Annotated in this window: 13 protein-coding genes; 6 read left to right on the top strand and 7 right to left on the bottom strand. The window is 44.6% G+C overall.

What is annotated here, in order from left to right; all coding sequences use genetic code 11:
- Nucleotide 1 precedes the first annotated feature (1 nt).
- Nucleotides 2-3211, bottom strand: a complete 3210-nt coding sequence (locus PO830_RS01675) for a WD40/YVTN/BNR-like repeat-containing protein (RefSeq protein WP_272851796.1) — start codon at nucleotides 3209-3211, stop codon at nucleotides 2-4.
- A 117-nt stretch (nucleotides 3212-3328) separates the two neighbouring features.
- On the opposite strand from PO830_RS01675, the gene PO830_RS01670 reads away from it, so the two are divergent.
- Together PO830_RS01670 and PO830_RS01665 are read left to right on the top strand one after the other, a co-directional pair.
- A complete protein-coding gene (locus PO830_RS01670) occupies nucleotides 3329-4468 on the top strand; it encodes a vWA domain-containing protein (RefSeq protein WP_272851795.1) in 1140 nt (379 codons plus the stop codon).
- Between the two features lie 193 nt (nucleotides 4469-4661).
- Nucleotides 4662-6125, top strand: coding sequence for a magnesium chelatase (locus PO830_RS01665; RefSeq protein WP_272851794.1), 1464 nt, complete (start codon nucleotides 4662-4664; stop codon nucleotides 6123-6125).
- A gap of 4 nt (nucleotides 6126-6129) precedes the next feature.
- Here PO830_RS01665 and PO830_RS01660 read toward each other — a convergent pair whose 3' ends face one another.
- Nucleotides 6130-8541 (bottom strand): TonB-dependent receptor, encoded by a 2412-nt coding sequence (locus tag PO830_RS01660; protein WP_272851793.1) that lies wholly within the window; start codon nucleotides 8539-8541, stop codon nucleotides 6130-6132.
- 178 nt (nucleotides 8542-8719) lie between these two features.
- Between PO830_RS01660 and PO830_RS01655 the strand changes: the two genes are divergently transcribed.
- The 3 genes from PO830_RS01655 to PO830_RS01645 are packed head-to-tail and all read left to right on the top strand — an operon-like array spanning nucleotide 8720 to nucleotide 11131.
- Nucleotides 8720-9316, top strand: a complete 597-nt coding sequence (locus tag PO830_RS01655) for a hypothetical protein (protein WP_272851792.1) — start codon at nucleotides 8720-8722, stop codon at nucleotides 9314-9316.
- A 17-nt stretch (nucleotides 9317-9333) separates the two neighbouring features.
- Entirely contained in the window at nucleotides 9334-10401 is a 1068-nt protein-coding gene (locus PO830_RS01650; RefSeq protein ID WP_272851791.1) for a sensor histidine kinase, read from the top strand.
- 1 nt (nucleotide 10402) lies between these two features.
- Nucleotides 10403-11131, top strand: a complete 729-nt coding sequence (locus PO830_RS01645) for a LytR/AlgR family response regulator transcription factor (RefSeq protein WP_272851790.1) — start codon at nucleotides 10403-10405, stop codon at nucleotides 11129-11131.
- On the opposite strand, the gene PO830_RS01640 is transcribed toward PO830_RS01645, so the two are convergent.
- Both PO830_RS01640 and PO830_RS01635 read right to left on the bottom strand, forming a co-directional pair.
- Nucleotides 11128-11889 carry a sulfite exporter TauE/SafE family protein gene (locus PO830_RS01640; protein ID WP_272851789.1) on the bottom strand — a complete coding sequence of 254 codons (762 nt, stop codon included), beginning with the start codon at nucleotides 11887-11889 and terminating at the stop codon, nucleotides 11128-11130. The two genes, PO830_RS01645 and PO830_RS01640, sit on opposite strands and share 4 nt — an antisense overlap.
- A 49-nt stretch (nucleotides 11890-11938) precedes the next feature.
- Entirely contained in the window at nucleotides 11939-12316 is a 378-nt protein-coding gene (locus PO830_RS01635; protein WP_272851788.1) for a LysM peptidoglycan-binding domain-containing protein, read from the bottom strand.
- Nucleotides 12317-12514: 198 nt separating this feature from the next.
- Between PO830_RS01635 and PO830_RS01630 the strand changes: the two genes are divergently transcribed.
- Complete coding sequence (locus tag PO830_RS01630; RefSeq protein WP_272851787.1) at nucleotides 12515-13135, top strand: fasciclin domain-containing protein; 621 nt, start codon at nucleotides 12515-12517, stop codon at nucleotides 13133-13135.
- Nucleotides 13136-13327: 192 nt separating this feature from the next.
- On the opposite strand, the gene PO830_RS01625 is transcribed toward PO830_RS01630, so the two are convergent.
- From PO830_RS01625 to PO830_RS01615, 3 genes are read right to left on the bottom strand one after another with little or no spacing between them, the layout of a single operon-like run.
- Nucleotides 13328-13900: a YdeI/OmpD-associated family protein gene (locus PO830_RS01625; protein ID WP_272851786.1), complete on the bottom strand. Its 573-nt coding sequence runs from the start codon at nucleotides 13898-13900 to the stop codon at nucleotides 13328-13330.
- On the bottom strand, nucleotides 13900-15525 hold the full coding sequence (locus tag PO830_RS01620) for a M1 family metallopeptidase (protein ID WP_272851785.1): 1626 nt from the start codon (nucleotides 15523-15525) through the stop codon (nucleotides 13900-13902). The genes PO830_RS01625 and PO830_RS01620 overlap by 1 nt, the downstream gene beginning before the upstream one ends.
- Nucleotides 15525-16856: a M28 family peptidase gene (locus PO830_RS01615; RefSeq protein ID WP_272851784.1), complete on the bottom strand. Its 1332-nt coding sequence runs from the start codon at nucleotides 16854-16856 to the stop codon at nucleotides 15525-15527. Before PO830_RS01615 ends, PO830_RS01620 begins: the two co-directional genes overlap by 1 nt.
- Nucleotides 16857-16926 lie beyond the last annotated feature (70 nt).

The raw sequence follows: 16926 nt of genomic DNA, 5'->3' as shown, positions 1-16926 counted from the left end.
TTTAATTTTGAATCGTGAAGGTCCTGGTTTCCTTAAAGGGGGATAATTCTATCCCCTGGATCATTGACGTATACTCAGGCCAGTCGTTTGCATAAAATGCATTGGTGGCGCGTAAGGCGCTGTTTAATTCTTCTCGCGCCTGACTAATCAAACGATTTTCAGTAGCGGTCATTCCGTTAGGCCGACTTCCAATATACCCACTGGCCGTGCGTATGCGCGTTGTCACATTCGGTTCGGGGCTACGCACAATACCTTGACGTTTATCGATTTTTCCTAAATACATCGCGGTAACCGAGTCGATTTTTTTGACAATTTCCTTACTCGCATCGATGGCATCCTTGTACTTTTCTTTATCCTTCTCCTTCATCTCCTTGCTGAGCTTCTCGGCAGCTTCTTTACTTTCCACCAATTGTTTGACGGCATCGGCGGCACGTTGCGTCATGTCTTCCAATTGTTTTCCTGCGGTGTAGGCCTCATTAATCGCCTGTTGTGATACTTCTAATCTCGGATCGCTTTCCACCTTAATCGATGTGGTAGCTTCTTCGTCTCCATTGTGCAGCGTGATCTTATAAGTTCCCGGTTTCACCGAAACGCCACCCGGTTCGCTTTTTCGTTCGCGTAAGGAGCGTGAGGGACGTGCACTTCCGGCTTCATCCATATACCATGTCCAGGTGTAAAGCCCGGTACTGTCTGGTTTTTTCCGCGTAAGCGTTCTAATTAATCGATTGCCATCATAGATTTTCATATACAACGAATCGTTGCTCATCTCTTTCGTTTTCATTTCTTCTTCGGAATCATTTTCTTCAGAATTTTCTTCGGAATCGGATGTAGCTGAGGTTTCCTCCTTCTGAAAATAGTAGGAAACTCGCGCACCGTATCCGCGATTGTCACCATTGAATAGCGCATCGCCTCCAAACCTGCTTCCGGTGGGTTGCTGATAGGCCGCCTGATAGGCGGTGGGAGGATCGAAAACCATAATATTCTTACCTAAAACGGAAGCATCCTTGGCAATGGCGCGTAAGGGGCGAATGTCGTCTAACACCCATGCCGCTCTTCCGAAGGTACCAATCACTAAATCGTGTTCTCTCGGGTGAATTACCAGATCCTTCACCGAGGTAGTAGGAAAGCCCTTCGTCCATTTGGTCCATTGTTGCCCAGCGTCGATAGAAACGTACAAACCGTCATCGGTGCCAAGAAATAATAAATTGTCTTCTTCAGGATCTTCTACTACGGCCAGGGCATAACTAATTACATCGTTTTCATCGACGATGCGATTCCAGGTTTTTCCGTAGTTGGTGGTTCTAAACACATAGGGAGCATAATTATAGCGACGGTAATCATTCGCTACCAACAATGCTTCTCCCTTGCGCTTGTTGGAAGCCTTGATCTGAACGATCCAACTTCCTTTAGGAAGCCCTTTAATATTGTTGCTTACTTCGGTCCAGGAATTTCCACCATTTTGGGTATAGTGCACGCGACCGTCGTCGGTACCTACCCACATCATGTTTTGCTCTACAGGAGAAGGTTCAATAACGAGAACCGTGGTGTAGTTTTCAGCTCCCGTGGCATCCATGGTGAGTCCGCCACTTTCGCTCTGTTTTTGCTTTTCGGGGTCGTTCGTAGTCAAATCGGGTGAAATCACGGTCCAGGTAAGTCCTTTGTCGGTACTTTTATGGACAAATTGGCTTCCGAAGTATATGGTACTATTGTCAAACGGATCAATATTAATGGCGCTATTCCAGTTGAAGCGCAATTGCATTTCGGGATCGGGGTGCGTAGGGCGAACGATATAGTTGTTTCCGGTTTGCCAATCGTATCTGCTTACGTAGCCTTGCTGACTCATACTCCAGCCATACCGACTATCATCCCGGTCGGGCACCACATCGAAACCGTCACCAAAGCTGATCTCCTGCCAGTAACTGTTTCTAATTCCTTGCGACTTCCATACATAGGCGGGTCCGCGCCAGCTTCCGTTGTCCTGCATTCCGCCATAGACATTGTACGGGAATTCGTTATCAACCGCAATGTGATAGAATTGCGCAACGGGAAGGTTTCCAATAAACCGCCAGCTCTTTCCGCCGTCGCGCGTAATATTCATTCCACCATCATTTCCGTCGATCATAAAATCACCATCTTTCGGATGGATCCACCAGGCATGGTGGTCGGGGTGCACGCCATTGTCCACGCCGTACGCAGGCATCAATTCCGTAAAATTCTTTCCGCCGTCTTCCGAAACATTCACATAGGTGAAGACTGAGTAGACACGGTTTTCATTCTGCGGATCCACATAAATTTCAGAATAATAAAACGGACGGTTACCAATATCTTCCTTGTTATTGATCATGGTCCAATTGGCGCCACCATCAGTACTTTTATATAAGGCGTTCTTTTTTGCTTCTACCAGGGCATAGACCACGTTCGGTTTTCCCGGGGCGATGGCGATTCCCATTCTACCTAACTCCCCTTTTGGGAGGCCATCTTTTTCGGTGCGTTCTTTCCAGGTTTCCCCTCCATCGTGCGTAATATAGAGTCCGCTTCCCTCACCACCGGATTTAAAAAACCATGGTTCACGCTTGTGTTCCCACATAGCCACGATAATTTTATTCGGGTTGCTGGGGTCCATCACCATGTCGGCCACCCCGGTGCTCTCATTCACGAAGAGTATTTTATTCCAGGTTTTTCCACCATCCGTGGTTTTAAAAACACCACGCTCGGGGTGTGCACCCCAGGGAGAGCCTATGGCACCTACGTATACGGTATTTGAATCTCTAGGATCTACAATGACGCGATGGATATGTCGAGTTTCTTGTAGGCCCATCGATTGCCAGGTATCACCTCCATCCAGCGAGCGATACACACCAAACCCACCATTTAAACTATTTCTAGGGTTTCCTTCTCCGGTACCCACCCAAATCACAGAAGGATTGTTCGGGTCGATTTCTACGGCACCAATAGAAGCGGTAGGTTGGTCGTCAAAAACGGGCTCCCATTTAATGCCGCCGCTAGTAGAACGCCAGAGTCCGCCTGAGGCCGTTCCTACGAACATAATATCGGGATCGTTGGTAACCACATCAATAGCCGTGACGCGCCCCGACATCCCGGCGGGACCGATATTTCGAGGCTCCATATCCTTTAAGAGATCTAGATCTAATTGCTGTGAGAAGAGTTGTGAAGTTAGAAAAACGAGTGTGAAGAATAGAAGTTTTTTCATTCGAAATGGTTCTTGTGATTGATATGTTGCTAAAGGTACTAAAATGTAGCCGACTTAATTTCTTAACAGCATGTTAACAGTTGGGGTTTTCAAGGGATAGTTAGTATCTTTAAAGCTATGAAAAAGAAAAAGCGCCCCACGGGATTTGTATTCACAAAACATACCCCAAAGGAGCAAACTCCCTTTGAACGTCTTTTTGAAATTTTTCAGGAATTGATCACTCATACTTCAGGTGACTTCGATGAGGCGATGGACTGGTTGAAGCAATTGGATGAGGAATATCAGCTTACGACAGACGACTACACGCTGGATGACTTTGTGGAGGATCTAAAAAAGCGCGGCTATATTCGAGAAGAATTAAAACCGGATGGGAAGGGCTCTGGAAGTGGGGAAGGAAACACCAAAATAACTGAGAAATTAGAGCGATCGCTTCGGAAGCGCGCGCTTGATCAGATCTTCGGAAAACTGAAGCGCAGCGGAAGCGGAAATCACAAAACACCCTACACCGGTCGTGGTGATGAACAAGCCGGTGAATACCGAAACTATCGTTTCGGAGATGCCTTAGAGCGTATTTCGATGACAGAAAGCTTGAAAAATGCGCAGATCAATAACGGCCTTGGTGAATTCAGACTGAATGAAAACGATCTGGTGGTAGAAGAAACCACCTACAAAGCGCAAATGAGTACGGTGCTGATGATCGATATCAGCCATAGCATGATTCTCTACGGAGAAGATCGGATCACCCCAGCCAAGAAAGTGGCCATGGCCCTTTCCGAATTAATCACGACCCGATATCCTAAAGACACCCTAGATATTTTGGTCTTCGGAAACGATGCCTGGCCTATCAAAATTAAAGACCTCCCGTATCTCAATGTGGGGCCGTATCACACCAATACGGTCGCCGGATTACAATTAGCGATGGACATGCTGCGACGCAAACGCAATACTAACAAACAGATCTTTATGATCACCGATGGCAAACCCAGTTGCCTGCGCATGCCCGATGGACAATATTATAAAAACAGTGTGGGGCTTGATCCGCATATCGTAAAGAAATGCTATATGATGGCCCGGCAGGCGCGCAAAATGCATATCCCGATAACCACCTTTATGATCGCGCAAGATCCATATCTAATGCAGTTTGTGGATCATTTTACGGCCGCCAATCAAGGAAAGGCATTTTATACCGGATTGAAAGGTCTGGGCGAGATGATCTTTACCGATTATGAGACGAATAGGAAGAAACGATTGCGTTAGCTTAGGATTGGGACTATAGTAGTGAGAATTGAGAAAGATGTAGGATACAGGATGTAGGAGTAAGGAGAAATGAGTATTGAGAAAAGAGACAGGAGACAAGAGAATAGAGAAAGAAGAAAAAACAAAAGAGATTAGTGACTAGAAAGCTGACAGATCTTAGGATCTTTTGCTTGTTTATAATATGAAATTGAAAATGAACACAAAAAGCATAAAAACGCTAGGCGACTTAAAAGCGGCCGGATATACACAAAAATCAATCAAAGAAGAATTGCGGCGTAATTTGCTTCAGAAATTAATGAAGCAGGAAACGACCTTTTCAGGAATTCACGGATACGATTATACCGTTATTCCCGAACTGGAACGTGCGATTCTTTCCAAACATAACATCAATCTGTTAGGCTTACGCGGACAAGCAAAAACACGTCTTGCCAGGCAAATGGTGAGCTTGTTGGATGAATACATTCCCGTTGTCGAAGGAAGTGAAATCAACGATGACCCGTTGCAACCCTTGTCTCGTTACGCCAAAGAGCGGATCGAAGAACTGGGAGATGACACTCCTATTAGCTGGTTGCATCGCGAAGAGCGATTTGCAGAGAAATTGGCGACCCCCGATGTAACCGTGGCCGATCTGATAGGCGATGTAGATCCTATTAAAGCAGCGAATCTAAAATTGAATTATGCCGACGATCGGGTGATTCACTTCGGAATGATTCCACGAGCCCATCGCTGTATTTTCGTAATTAATGAACTTCCCGATCTACAAGCTCGAATTCAAGTGGCATTGTTCAATATTTTACAAGAGGGCGATGTGCAGATAAGAGGTTTTAAACTCCGCCTTCCATTGGATATCCAATTTGTGTTTACGGCCAACCCTGAAGATTACACCAACCGAGGAAGTATTGTGACACCACTGAAAGACCGAATAGGTTCACAGATCATTACGCACTATCCGGAAGACATTCAAACAGCCAAAACTATTACGCAACAAGAGACTTCCGAAGCGGCTTCCGAAAAAAACAAGGTAAAGGTACCGGCTATCGCCATGGATATTTTGGAGCAGATAAGTTTTGAAGCCCGAAAAAGTGAATTTATCGATGCCAAAAGTGGGGTGAGTGCACGGTTAAGCATCACCGCTTTCGAGAATCTACTGAGTACCGCCGAACGTCGCGCCCTTCAGAATGGGTCTGACGCTACCATCGTGCGCCTAAGTGATTTTATGGGAATTATACCTGCCATCACCGGGAAAGTCGAATTGGTCTACGAAGGCGAACAAGAAGGTGCCATTGGTGTCGCGAAACAACTCATCGCCGACGCTGTAAAAACTCAATTTGAAAGCTATTTTCCGAAGGTGGCAAAGCTTCAGAAAGATTCCGATAAAGACCCCTATGCCGAGGTCGTGGGCTGGTTCTTCGAACAAAGTAGTTTCGAGTTACAGGACCACTTAAAAGATGATGCCTATCAACTTCAGTTAGATCGCATCGAACCTATGGATGATCTGCTTGAGGAATATGTTCCCGATCTGCCTTCAGACGCGCACTATTTTTTCAAAGAAATGATTCTGTGGGCGCTTTCAGAATACAACCGATTGAGCAAGTACGACCTAAGTGATGGCGTTCAGTTTAAAGACGTTTACGGCGGCTACATAAGCGACCTGTAATCGCTTAGTTGTCAATTCTGTCTTGCTCGGCATCCTCGATTCCTGTTTTACGGGAACGCGCTTTCTTTACGGTCTCGCTTCCGAAGTTATAACTGAGATTGAAGCGGAGCTGCCGACTGTCACTTCCGCCACTTCCGCGGATGAAGAGGTCACCAAATTGCGTGGTTCCTTGCCAGGGGATGGTGTATAATACATCACTCACAGCCAGACGAGCCGTTAGCTTGTCGTCGAAAAACTTCTTCTGAACGGCAATATCTAAGGAGCCCAGGCTTTGGGTACGGTAGGTTCCTCCCCAGATAGAAGGAGAGCTGTACCAGCCGGAAACTTCTAATTTAAATTCGGCAGGAAGCGAGAAGGTATTTTGTCCATAAAAACTCAAGGTGTTTTGAGACACTGCGATAAAATCAGGACTTGTAGGCTCGTAGGCGCTGTGATAGGCGTTTACACTCACATACACATTCCACCAATCAGCTAATTTCGTAGGATAGCTCACACTGAGGTTATAGATCTTTTGATTGGCGACATTTCGTGTGCTGATCGAGTTTTGATTGTTGTCGAGCGCTTCAGTTACCTGCGCAAAGAAATCAGCAATATAACTATAGCTAACCGCGGTCGTCAATCGATAATTGTAGGTATGCGCCAGCCGGATATTGTCTGTATACTGCGGTTGTAGAAACGGATTTCCTTGTCGGAATGACAACTCATCGATCTTGTACTGAAACGGATTTAAAGATTGATAACTGGGGCGTTGGATACGCCGACTGTACGTGAGCGCCAGACTATTTTTTTGGTTGATGGAATAGGTGAGTCCGCCACTTGGAAAAAAGTTGGTGTAATCGCGTTTTACCAGTTCGTTCTCGTTTGCTTGCGTACTTTCCAGTAGCCCTTCTGAAATGGTTTGTTCCATCCGTAACCCAAATTGCAAATTCCAGCTTTTCCAGCGTTTGTTGAAATTAATATAGAGGGCTCTAATCTCTTCGGTATAGGCGAAGGTATTGCTTTGCTGCTCATTGAAAATATCACTTCCGTTTAGTACGTCAAAGAGGTTAAAGGTATTCTGTGTTTCCACCGTAGAAATACGTCCTCCGGCGCTAAATGTTCCGGTTAGTAGAGGTTGCTCGTAGTCTATTTGAGCCGCGAGGATATCGATATCTATTGGAGTAATGAGTCGAACTATCGACTGCCGTAAGGTATCGGTTTGTGTAGCATTTACGTAAAAATTAGGCTGGTAATTAACCCGATCGCTGCGATAGGCCCCGTAATCGAGATCAATATTCAATTCGTGCCCTAGCGTATCTGCATATTTATAGTTGAGATTGGCATTATAATTAGTAGAGACATTATCGCTAAAACTTCCGGCGAGTAAAATTTCTTGTGGCATGTCATTCCCCTGCGGAATGATGGGCGTCCTACTGCGACTTTCGCCAATATTATTATTGAAATTTCCGGTGAGAATTATTCCGAAGGTGTTTTTTGAATTGAGATAATAATCGAAACCGGTTTTTATATTGTGCGTGTTCTGATCGTATTTAGATTCAGTTCTGGCGTCAAACCGAATACCATTTTGCAGACGGTCTAAGTTGATGAATCCAAAACTGTTTCCGAAGCGGTTGCTATATGTTCCGTAGAGATTTGTTTTTTTTCCGCGGTTATTAAAGGAGATCCCGCTATTCACTCTTGGGAATTTTCCTTGCGTATATCCTGCGGAAATACTTCCGTTGGTTCCTAAATTCTTATCTCTTTTGAGTTTGATGTTAATGATTCCGGCGTTTCCGGCAGCTTCATATTTGGAAGAAGGCTGGGTAATAATTTCAATAGCATCGATATCACTCGCCTGAAGCGTTTCTAAGTAGGCGATAAGATCGTCCCCTCGCAGTACCGAAGGCCTTCCGTCGATATAGATCTGCACCCCGGTTTTACCTTCTACGATGATCGAATTATTATTATCTACAACCACCCCTGGAGCCTTCCGAAGCAATTCAAAACCATTACTTCCCACAGCATTGATAGTCTTATCTACGTTGAACACGGTTTTGTCGGCTAACACTTCTACCATGGGCTTTTCTGCAGTAATGGTTACTTCCTCCAAGGCTTCTGTAGCAGTTGTGAGTACGCTTTTCGGTAGGTTGATATTGGAGTCGTTTACCACAATTTCTTCGGAAGTATAGGATGTGAATCCAATACTCGTGATCGCAATTTGATAGGTTCCGGTCGGTACCTCCTGAAATCTGAAATTTCCGTTTTCACCGCTGGTGGTTGCCTTCACTAAGCTAGCGTCAGCCGCCTGTTGAAGCAATACGGTTGCGAAAGGTAACGGGGTGCTGTTTTCATCCACAACGGTTCCTGTGATCTGTTGTGCTTGAAGTAACGCGCTGGTGAGACAAAGACTTATAAAGAGTAGGATATTGGTTTTCATAATCATTATTTTTAGCAATGGTACCGCATAAAGCCTTAGAAAACCATTCGCTTTCTATCAATGGTCTTATAGTCCGACGAATGGTCCGGGCGATTCAACTGTTCATACGACCGTTCATCGGAAACTACTGGCTTGGTGTCTATCGAATCGGTAGTTTCGAAGTATAAAATCAAATGTTATGAAAACTGTATTGTTTACGTTATTATGTATCACACCGTTACTAAGCTGGTCGCAAGATTATTTCAGTATCGTGCAGCGCAATGGAAGCGTGGAACGCAATTATCCTAAAAACGTGATCATGCGGGTCATCTCAGAAGATGGAACCAAGACAGCAATGTCGGGAGTTGAAGCTTTTGAGGTCACCGGAAATCAAGCCCTGGAAATTGAAGTTCCATGGAGAGATGCACCAGAAGTGCTTCAAGCAAAGGGTGACACCTTAGCGGTTTTTGTGCTACCTGCCGACCGATGGAACACCGCTTCGTACAACAAACGAATGACGCGTACTACCTATCCGGAAAACACGTCAGAATCAGAATCCGCCAAACCTACGCTTACATTCAAAGAAGTTATGCAAGATGAAAATGTGCGCCTCTATGGTTTCAGTAATGGGATTACCGTCCGGTTTGATAACAGTACCGTTCGTGCCTGGCAAGATGGTACTGAACTCAAAGTGACCAACCGCTACCTAATCTACGGTACCGATTATCTTTTAAAACTCAGTGTTGATCCTGAACGAGAAGACACCTGGTATGTTTTTGAACCTTATAATCACTAATTTCATACCTTAGAATCATGAATGCTACCTCAGTCCTTTCAAAAAAATCCATTAGGGCAAGTGAAGTGATGGCCGTTTTAGGGTTTTACCTTCTCTTTTCTGCGCTCTATAATGTGGTGCTTTGGTACAACGGACAAGGATTTAAGGAGAACATTTTTGGTTTCCTAGACCTTGAGGCCTTCTGGTATCGCTCGGGAATGCAGTACGTTTTCTTCTTCTTCTCATCGCTGTTGATTTGGTTTCTAGGCATTTATTTGCTCCGGAAGAAGGAAAAGTCGGTTCAGATTTTGGTGGTGATCCTCATAACGCCTCTCATTATTTATCTTACGCGCGAGGTTCGTTACGCTTTTGTGGATTATTTGGGGAAGGGCCGACTTGTCGGTACGGGTGAAGTATGGGATTGGTACATTCCGCTGTTATTTTTCTACATTCAGTTTGGATGCTTTTTTGCCTATCGGTACTTTCTAGAAAACCAACGTAAACTCAGGTTGGAAGGTGAATTGCGTCAGGCGGCCTTAAAAAGTGAACTTTCGGCCATTAAAGCACAGCTTAATCCGCATTTTCTATATAATGTGTTTAACACCATCAACGCTTCCGTCCCTGCAGAAAACGAAAAAACAAGACACCTCATCGCCCAGCTGTCTGACTTGTTTCGCTATCAGTTACAGGCTTCTCAACAAGAAGTAGTCACACTCGAAGAAGAACTCAATTTTGTTCGCAAGTATCTGGAGCTAGAAAAGGAGCGTTTTGGCGATCGTTTGCACGTCAACATTGATGTGCCACAATCTATCTATCAGGAAAAAATTCCACCGATGCTGTTACAACCGTTGGTTGAAAACTCTGTAAAACACGGTTTGGCATCGTTGATCGAGGGGGGGACCATCAACATCACTATTTTTAAGGAAAAGGATTCGCTAAAGTTCGAGATATCCGACACAGGAATCGGAGCCGAAAATCCACAAGCCCTTTTTGATAAGGGCGTCGGACTATCAAATACGAGATTGCGATTGCAAAAAATGTACGCGTCTAATTTGAAAATACTTCAGAACAAACCTAGCGGACTCATCATTCAATTCTCGATTTAGGATGTACAAAGTATTGATCGTCGACGATGAAGCCGCAGCGCGAAAATTAATCTCCGAATATTTGGCTGATTTTCCAGAACTGATTGTTTTGGGCGAGGTCAACAACGGTGTGGATGCCGTCACACAGATTAACAAATTTCAACCCGATTTGGTGTTTCTTGATGTGCAAATGCCGGGGCTTACAGGATTTGAAGTGTTGCATCGCCTGGAAGAACTTCCCAAGATCATCTTTTCTACTGCCTACGATCAATATGCGTTAAAGGCTTTTGATGTGCACGCCATCGACTACCTATTGAAACCCTATACTAAAGAACGTTTTAAAAAAGCGGTGGAGAAAGTTAGTTTTTCTGAAAATCAGTCAGGGTTGGGTCCGCTTGCAGCCGGAGTCATCATGGATAACCCGAATTATCCCGAACGCATCCTAGTTGAACATAATAAACGATTTATTACCATCGCCACCACTGATATCATTTGGATCGAAGCGTATGGAGATTATTCTAAACTCCATACCGAACAAGGGGTGTACGTAAGCAACTTTGGGATTTCGCAACTGGAGGAAAAACTAAACCCGAACTTATTTATTCGTGTCCATCGTTCTCATATGGTCAACTTGAAGGCGATTGCGCAATTAGACAAATATGCGAAGTCGTACGACATTAAAATGAGCAATGGCGACGTAGTGCGAGTCAGTAGAGGTTATATGGCTGAAGTCAAAAAACTGATGTACTAGAAGAGTTCGGGAAGGGCTTTTATCAAAAGTACGACCCCACTAATTACCATGATGGCAATCACCCATTTCCGAAAGGCGAGCTTGCTCATTCGTTTTAGCAACCATTTTCCAATGAGGTTTCCGAGAATGGCACCCAGTCCCATCGCTATCCCCAGCGTCCATAGCTTCGGACTCAGCAGTCCGAAAAACGCATAGCTTCCAATCTGAGAGATACCGAGAAAGAAGGATTGCGCCGACTTCGTACCTACCAAGGCTTCCTTGTCGATACCGGCATTCAACATAAACGGGTTGAGTACCGGCCCCATACCTCCTGTAAAGGTTCCGATGAAGGCAATAAAGAAGCCAAGAGGAATAAAATACCACGGTTGTACGTGGAAGGAACGCTCTTTCTTTCCGAAGCGATACTGAAAAAATGTACTAATCAAGAAAACACCCACGATCACTTGTATCCAGTATACTTTCACTTCAGAAAAAAGCCAACCCGCAACAAATGCGCCGAGCATGGCCGAAGGGACATAGTACCAAAAGACTTTCCAAACAATATGTTTCCAGAAGATAATGATACGGGTAGGCCGACTGATAAACGTTCCCAGGTTGATGACCTGCGCCGTATTTGAAGTACCGATCAGCACATTGAGCACCGGTATTTGCATCAAGGCACCGCCGCCCCCGCTAATGGTTGATAGCGTAAAGGCACATACGCCCAAACCAAAGAGCCCGATAAGCAACCAAGGAGAAAGTTCCGCGAGAAAACTCATAGTATAAAAAATCCCGCATAGCGCGGGATGTGACTAAAGACTGTCAGATTTATGGGTTGGGAATCACCAACTCTTGTCCGGGATGAATCATATCCGGATTTTTCAGCTGGTCGCGATTGGCTTCAAAAATAGCGTTGTATTTCATCGGGTCGCCGTAATAATGCTTTGAAATTTTACTAAGTGACTCACCTTTTTCAACCGTATGATAAGCATACGCCGTTGTATCGGCCACTTTAATGTCTGCGGTTATGTCGGAAGGGTTTTCACCTCCTACACGCTTGATCTCGTCCCAAAGGAGATTTTTGTCGTATTGGGTATTGGCGGTTCCCCAAACCTTTAGTTGATTTCCTTCTACTTTTACATCGCCGTTTTGGATTTTCAATTTCTCGCCTAAATCCAGAACGCTTTGATATTTGGCTTTTACCATGGTACTTGTTTTTAATTGAAACTTAAAGATACAAATTTTCTCTATGGAAGGCGTTTTTTAACCGTTTAAGTTACTGAGAGGTAGTAGTTATCATAGTGTCGAGAATAGCGAGAATATTTAACGTAATCTTAGGTTGCTTTAATACAAACTTAGCAAACTAGCCAGTATCTTTACAACCTCAAACCTTAAACTATAATTATGAAAATCAGAATGTTAATAATGTCTTTAGCGGTGGGAACTTTTTTGTTCACTGCTTGTAATGACACCAAGAAAAAAGAAGAAGAGGCTCGTCTAGAGAAAGAGAAAATGGAGATGGAGCAACAGAAAGCGGAAGAAGAAGCTGAAATGAAAGCGCAGATGGAATATGAGCAAAACACCATCGCTGCCAAAGCCATGGGAAGTGATCAGTTTTCAACGCTAGTGACGGCACTTCAAACGGCAGAACTTGCTGAAACCTTTAAAGGAGAAGGCGAGTATACTGTATTTGCACCTACCAACGATGCGTTCGCAAAAGTTCCGAAGAATACACTGGATAACTTAATGAAGCCTGAAAACAAAGCGAAATTGCAGAACCTGTTGAAGTATCACGTGGTTGAAGGTGAATGGAAAGCCGATGCAGTGATCAAAGCAATCAATGACAATAACAATGCGTATAAGGTAACTACCTTAGCAGGTGAAAACATTACCCTGTCTTTGAAAGATGGAAACGTTATGTTAAAAGACGCGAATGGAAAAATGTCAACGGTAGTAATGGCTGATGTGGATGCTTCGAATGGAGTAATCCACGGAATTGACACCGTAGTGATGCCGAAAGCATAAGGATTATAAACATTGTTTAAAAGAAAAGCCTCAGTTTGACTGGGGCTTTTTTGTATGAAAAAAAGGCACTTCAACTGCGAACCGGGCGACAAATGAATTCATTTATCTGGGGAGAAATACCGGAACCAATATAAAGTGCCTCGCATCAAAGATACGCAAATCTGCTAATTGTCAAAATATAAGCTTTTTTATCTACGATCGTGATTTCTCATTATCGCGACACAGCCGGATAATTTCGTCAATTCTTCGTTCGCGAGTGGCAGGTCGTTTGGCGCCATGAAGCCAGTACAAGTAACTTTTCTGATAACTTGGCGCAAAACTCTGATAATGCTGCCACGCTATGGGGTTCTTGTCAAACGCATTTTGTAATTCTGGTGGAATGATCCCATTTTCAACCGCATCTAATTCGTTCCAGGCTCCATTCTTTTTCGCCTGACGGATGATCGCTTGTCCGCTGGAATGGATCTGTCCTTCACGTTCCAGTTCTTCGATGTAGGTTTTGTTCAACTGACTCCAACTGCTTTTTGGGTTTCTGGGGCAGAAATATTGCCGCCGCTTGCCGTTTCCAAGACTTTTTACAGTGCTATCAATCCAACCAAAACACAATGCCACACGCACTGCTTCCTCCCATCGCATGGTAGGTATTTCCGTTTCTAATTTGAAAAAAATCAGATAGACTCCATTGGGCGTACTATCGTGATGTCGCAGCAACCAATCACGCCATTCACAAGCTTCAGGAAAATATAATTCGGGTCGTTTTTCCATTACTTTAACGGCTTCGGAAGTACATAGAAATCTTCTTTAACCTCCACACTTTCGATAGTCGCTTTCCATGGTTGCGTTTTCCAGGCTGAAGTTGGGTAGATCCAAGTTTCGGTTCCATTCAGCCTAACGATCACTGGCATATCAAAACCGTCCACTATGTTCGTGTATCGAAATTTTAGTTCGTCCCCGTTCACTTGATACTCGAGGGTGGGAATTTTTGTCGTACGAAGGTATTGTTGCCAAAATTCGGTGAGATCGATCCCGCTTTGTTTACTAAGATAGTTTTCGACGTCTTCGGAAGATACGGTCTGATGGTAAAACGTTTTGTTGAGTCCGCGTAACATGCGTCGCCACTTTTCATCATCCTCGATCAATTGTCGAAGCGTGTGAAGAATATTAGCGCCTTTGTAATACATATCGCTGCTTCCTTCTTTATTCACTCCGTAGGTTCCAATAATGGGACGATCGTTAGCGATGCGCTGTCGTGTTCCGATAACATAAGCCGCAGAAGCTTCTTTTCCGAAGTGATAATCAAGGTAGAGGTTTTCAGAATAAGCGGTAAATCCTTCATGTAACCACATATCGGCCACATCGCTATTGGTGATGTTATTGGCAAACCATTCGTGTCCGGCTTCGTGGATGATGATAAAATCGAATTTCATTCCCCAACCGGTTCCGGAAAGATCACTTCCCAGGTATCCATTCATATATTGATTCCCGTAGGTAACGCTACTTTGATGCTCCATTCCTAAATAAGGCACTTCCACCAACTTGAACGAATCTTCATAAAAAGGGTAGGGGCCAAACCAGTGTTCGAAGGCCTCCATCATCATCGGGGCCTGTTTGAATTGGTCTTTGGCTTTTTCCTTGTTATCCCGTAACACCCAATAATCCATTAAAAGACTGCCTTGTTCTCCTTCATAGGTTTCTGTAAAATGGACGTAGTCACCCACATTGATGTTTACACCGTAATTGTTAATAGGGTTTACCACTTCCCATTCGAAGGTTTGTGTGGTTTCGGTATAGCTCATTTTTCTGAGTCTGCCATTCCCAACGGCGACCAGCTCTTGCGGTACGGTAATAGCCATGGAAACCCCTTCATCCGGTTCGTCGTAAGGATGGTCTTTGTTGGGCCACCAAATACTGGCGCCAATGCCTTGGTTGGCAGTAGCGATAAAAGGCTTTCCGTTGCTGTCGGTTTCCCAGGTGAACCCTCCGTCCCATGGGGCTCGCCTGGCGACGCGAGGGGCTCCAGAGAAAAAGATCGTGCATTGGGCCCGCTTTCCTTTTTTGATGGGGCTGGGTAATTGAAGGAAGTGCGCGTTGCCTTCGGAGGTATAGTCGAGTTCTTTTCCTTCAAACAATACGCGGTCGATGGTCATAGGGGGTTGTAGATCAATTTGAAGGACCTTCCCTTTTTGTAAAGCGGTAAAAGTCACCGTATTCTTTCCGGAAATTTTTTGGGTTTCAGGAAATACCTGAACAGCCAGTTCGTACTTTTGAAGGTCCCACCAAGCGCGTTCTGGAGTGATGCTTCCTCGCAGACTATCCTGACGTGTAAATTGTTGTGCGCTCAACGAGAGAGGAATGCTGAGCGCCATTAGGAGAATTATCTTTTTTATCATTATCTAAAAATTGAACTCGGAAATACCACCACGCTTTCATGACCCTTAGGGCCCACAGCAGCGACTCCGAAAAAATAATTATCAATAACAAAGCCTTCTAAGGTGGCTTCGGAAACATCTCCTACAAACCGACTGTTTTCCCAGATAGGAGAGGTGGTGTCTCTCCAATAGATTTTGTACCCAACCGCACCGTCTACTTTCTCCCACTTTAACCTGGCGGACGGTTCTACAATCCCTCCGATGGCCACATTTTTTGGAGCGGGAGGTGCCCAGGCGAGACTCGCCATGCTTATGGCATTCACCCCTGTGAGCTTTTTAGCGTAATTAAAATTGACGAATTTGAGTTTGTCGCCGTATTCAATACCGTCTTCCATGCGAATGTCTTGATGTTGCTGGGTATAGTTTTCGTGAGCTTCCATGATTCTAATTCCGGCAAAACCAAGATCGTTAAACGGACGATGATGTCCGCCGCGACCAAACCGATCGAGTCGATAAATAAGCATAGGGTTCATTTCCGGCATATACGTTTTGGTAGTTTTATGAACATAGCGTGCCAGTTGCCGAGAAATGCCGTCAACCTCGCCACCATAAAAGCGTCTACTTCGGCGTTCTCGTTCGGTTTCCGTGGGAGGTACGGGTTCTGAAAAGATCCTAAAATCACGATTGCTGATCACGCCATCCACGCCTTGAATGTTTCCAATCATATCGTTATTGAGAACTCCTATGATCTCCCAACCTTGCTCCTTGGCATATTCAGCAAAACCTTTTCCGCCATACAAGCCTTGTTCTTCACCACTTAATCCTAAATAAACGATGCTTGCTTCAAAGGTATACTTAGAGAGTACCCGAGCGGCCTCGATAGCGCCCGCCATGCCACTTGCGTTGTCATTTGCTCCGGGAGAATCATCGGTATAATTGGTAGGATCACTAATACGGCTATCGATATCGCCGCTCATGATAATATATCGATTGGGATATGTAGTGCCTTTTTGAACTGCGGCTACATTGACCACCCAAACGTCTTTTACGATACGCTCGTTATCGCCTTGTTCAATGAAGTTCTTCTGATAGAAGACATCCAAGCAGTTATTACAATCCTTAGAAATGGTCTCAAATTCTTGTTTGATCCAGCGTCTGGCGGCACCTATTCCGCGTGTATCCGAAACCGTATCGCTCAAGGTATGGCGTGTACCAAAATTGGCCAAAGTGGTGATGTCGGCTTCAATGCGCTCCGCGGAAATATTTGAGATGATCTCATACATTCTGGTATCCGTTTGCGCCGTTCCAGCAACACTTAGAAAAAGCACAATAAAAAGGGTATATAATTTCATGGTACAACTATTAGAACCCTAAAAGTAGACAATCGAAAGACGAAAAACAATCTCAGGTTACGGAAACAAC

The sequence above is a fragment of the Altibacter sp. HG106 genome, from assembly GCF_028561755.1.
Taxonomy (GTDB): Bacteria; Bacteroidota; Bacteroidia; order Flavobacteriales; family Flavobacteriaceae; genus DFVG01.
This window is presented reverse-complemented; position numbering and strand designations above follow the sequence as displayed.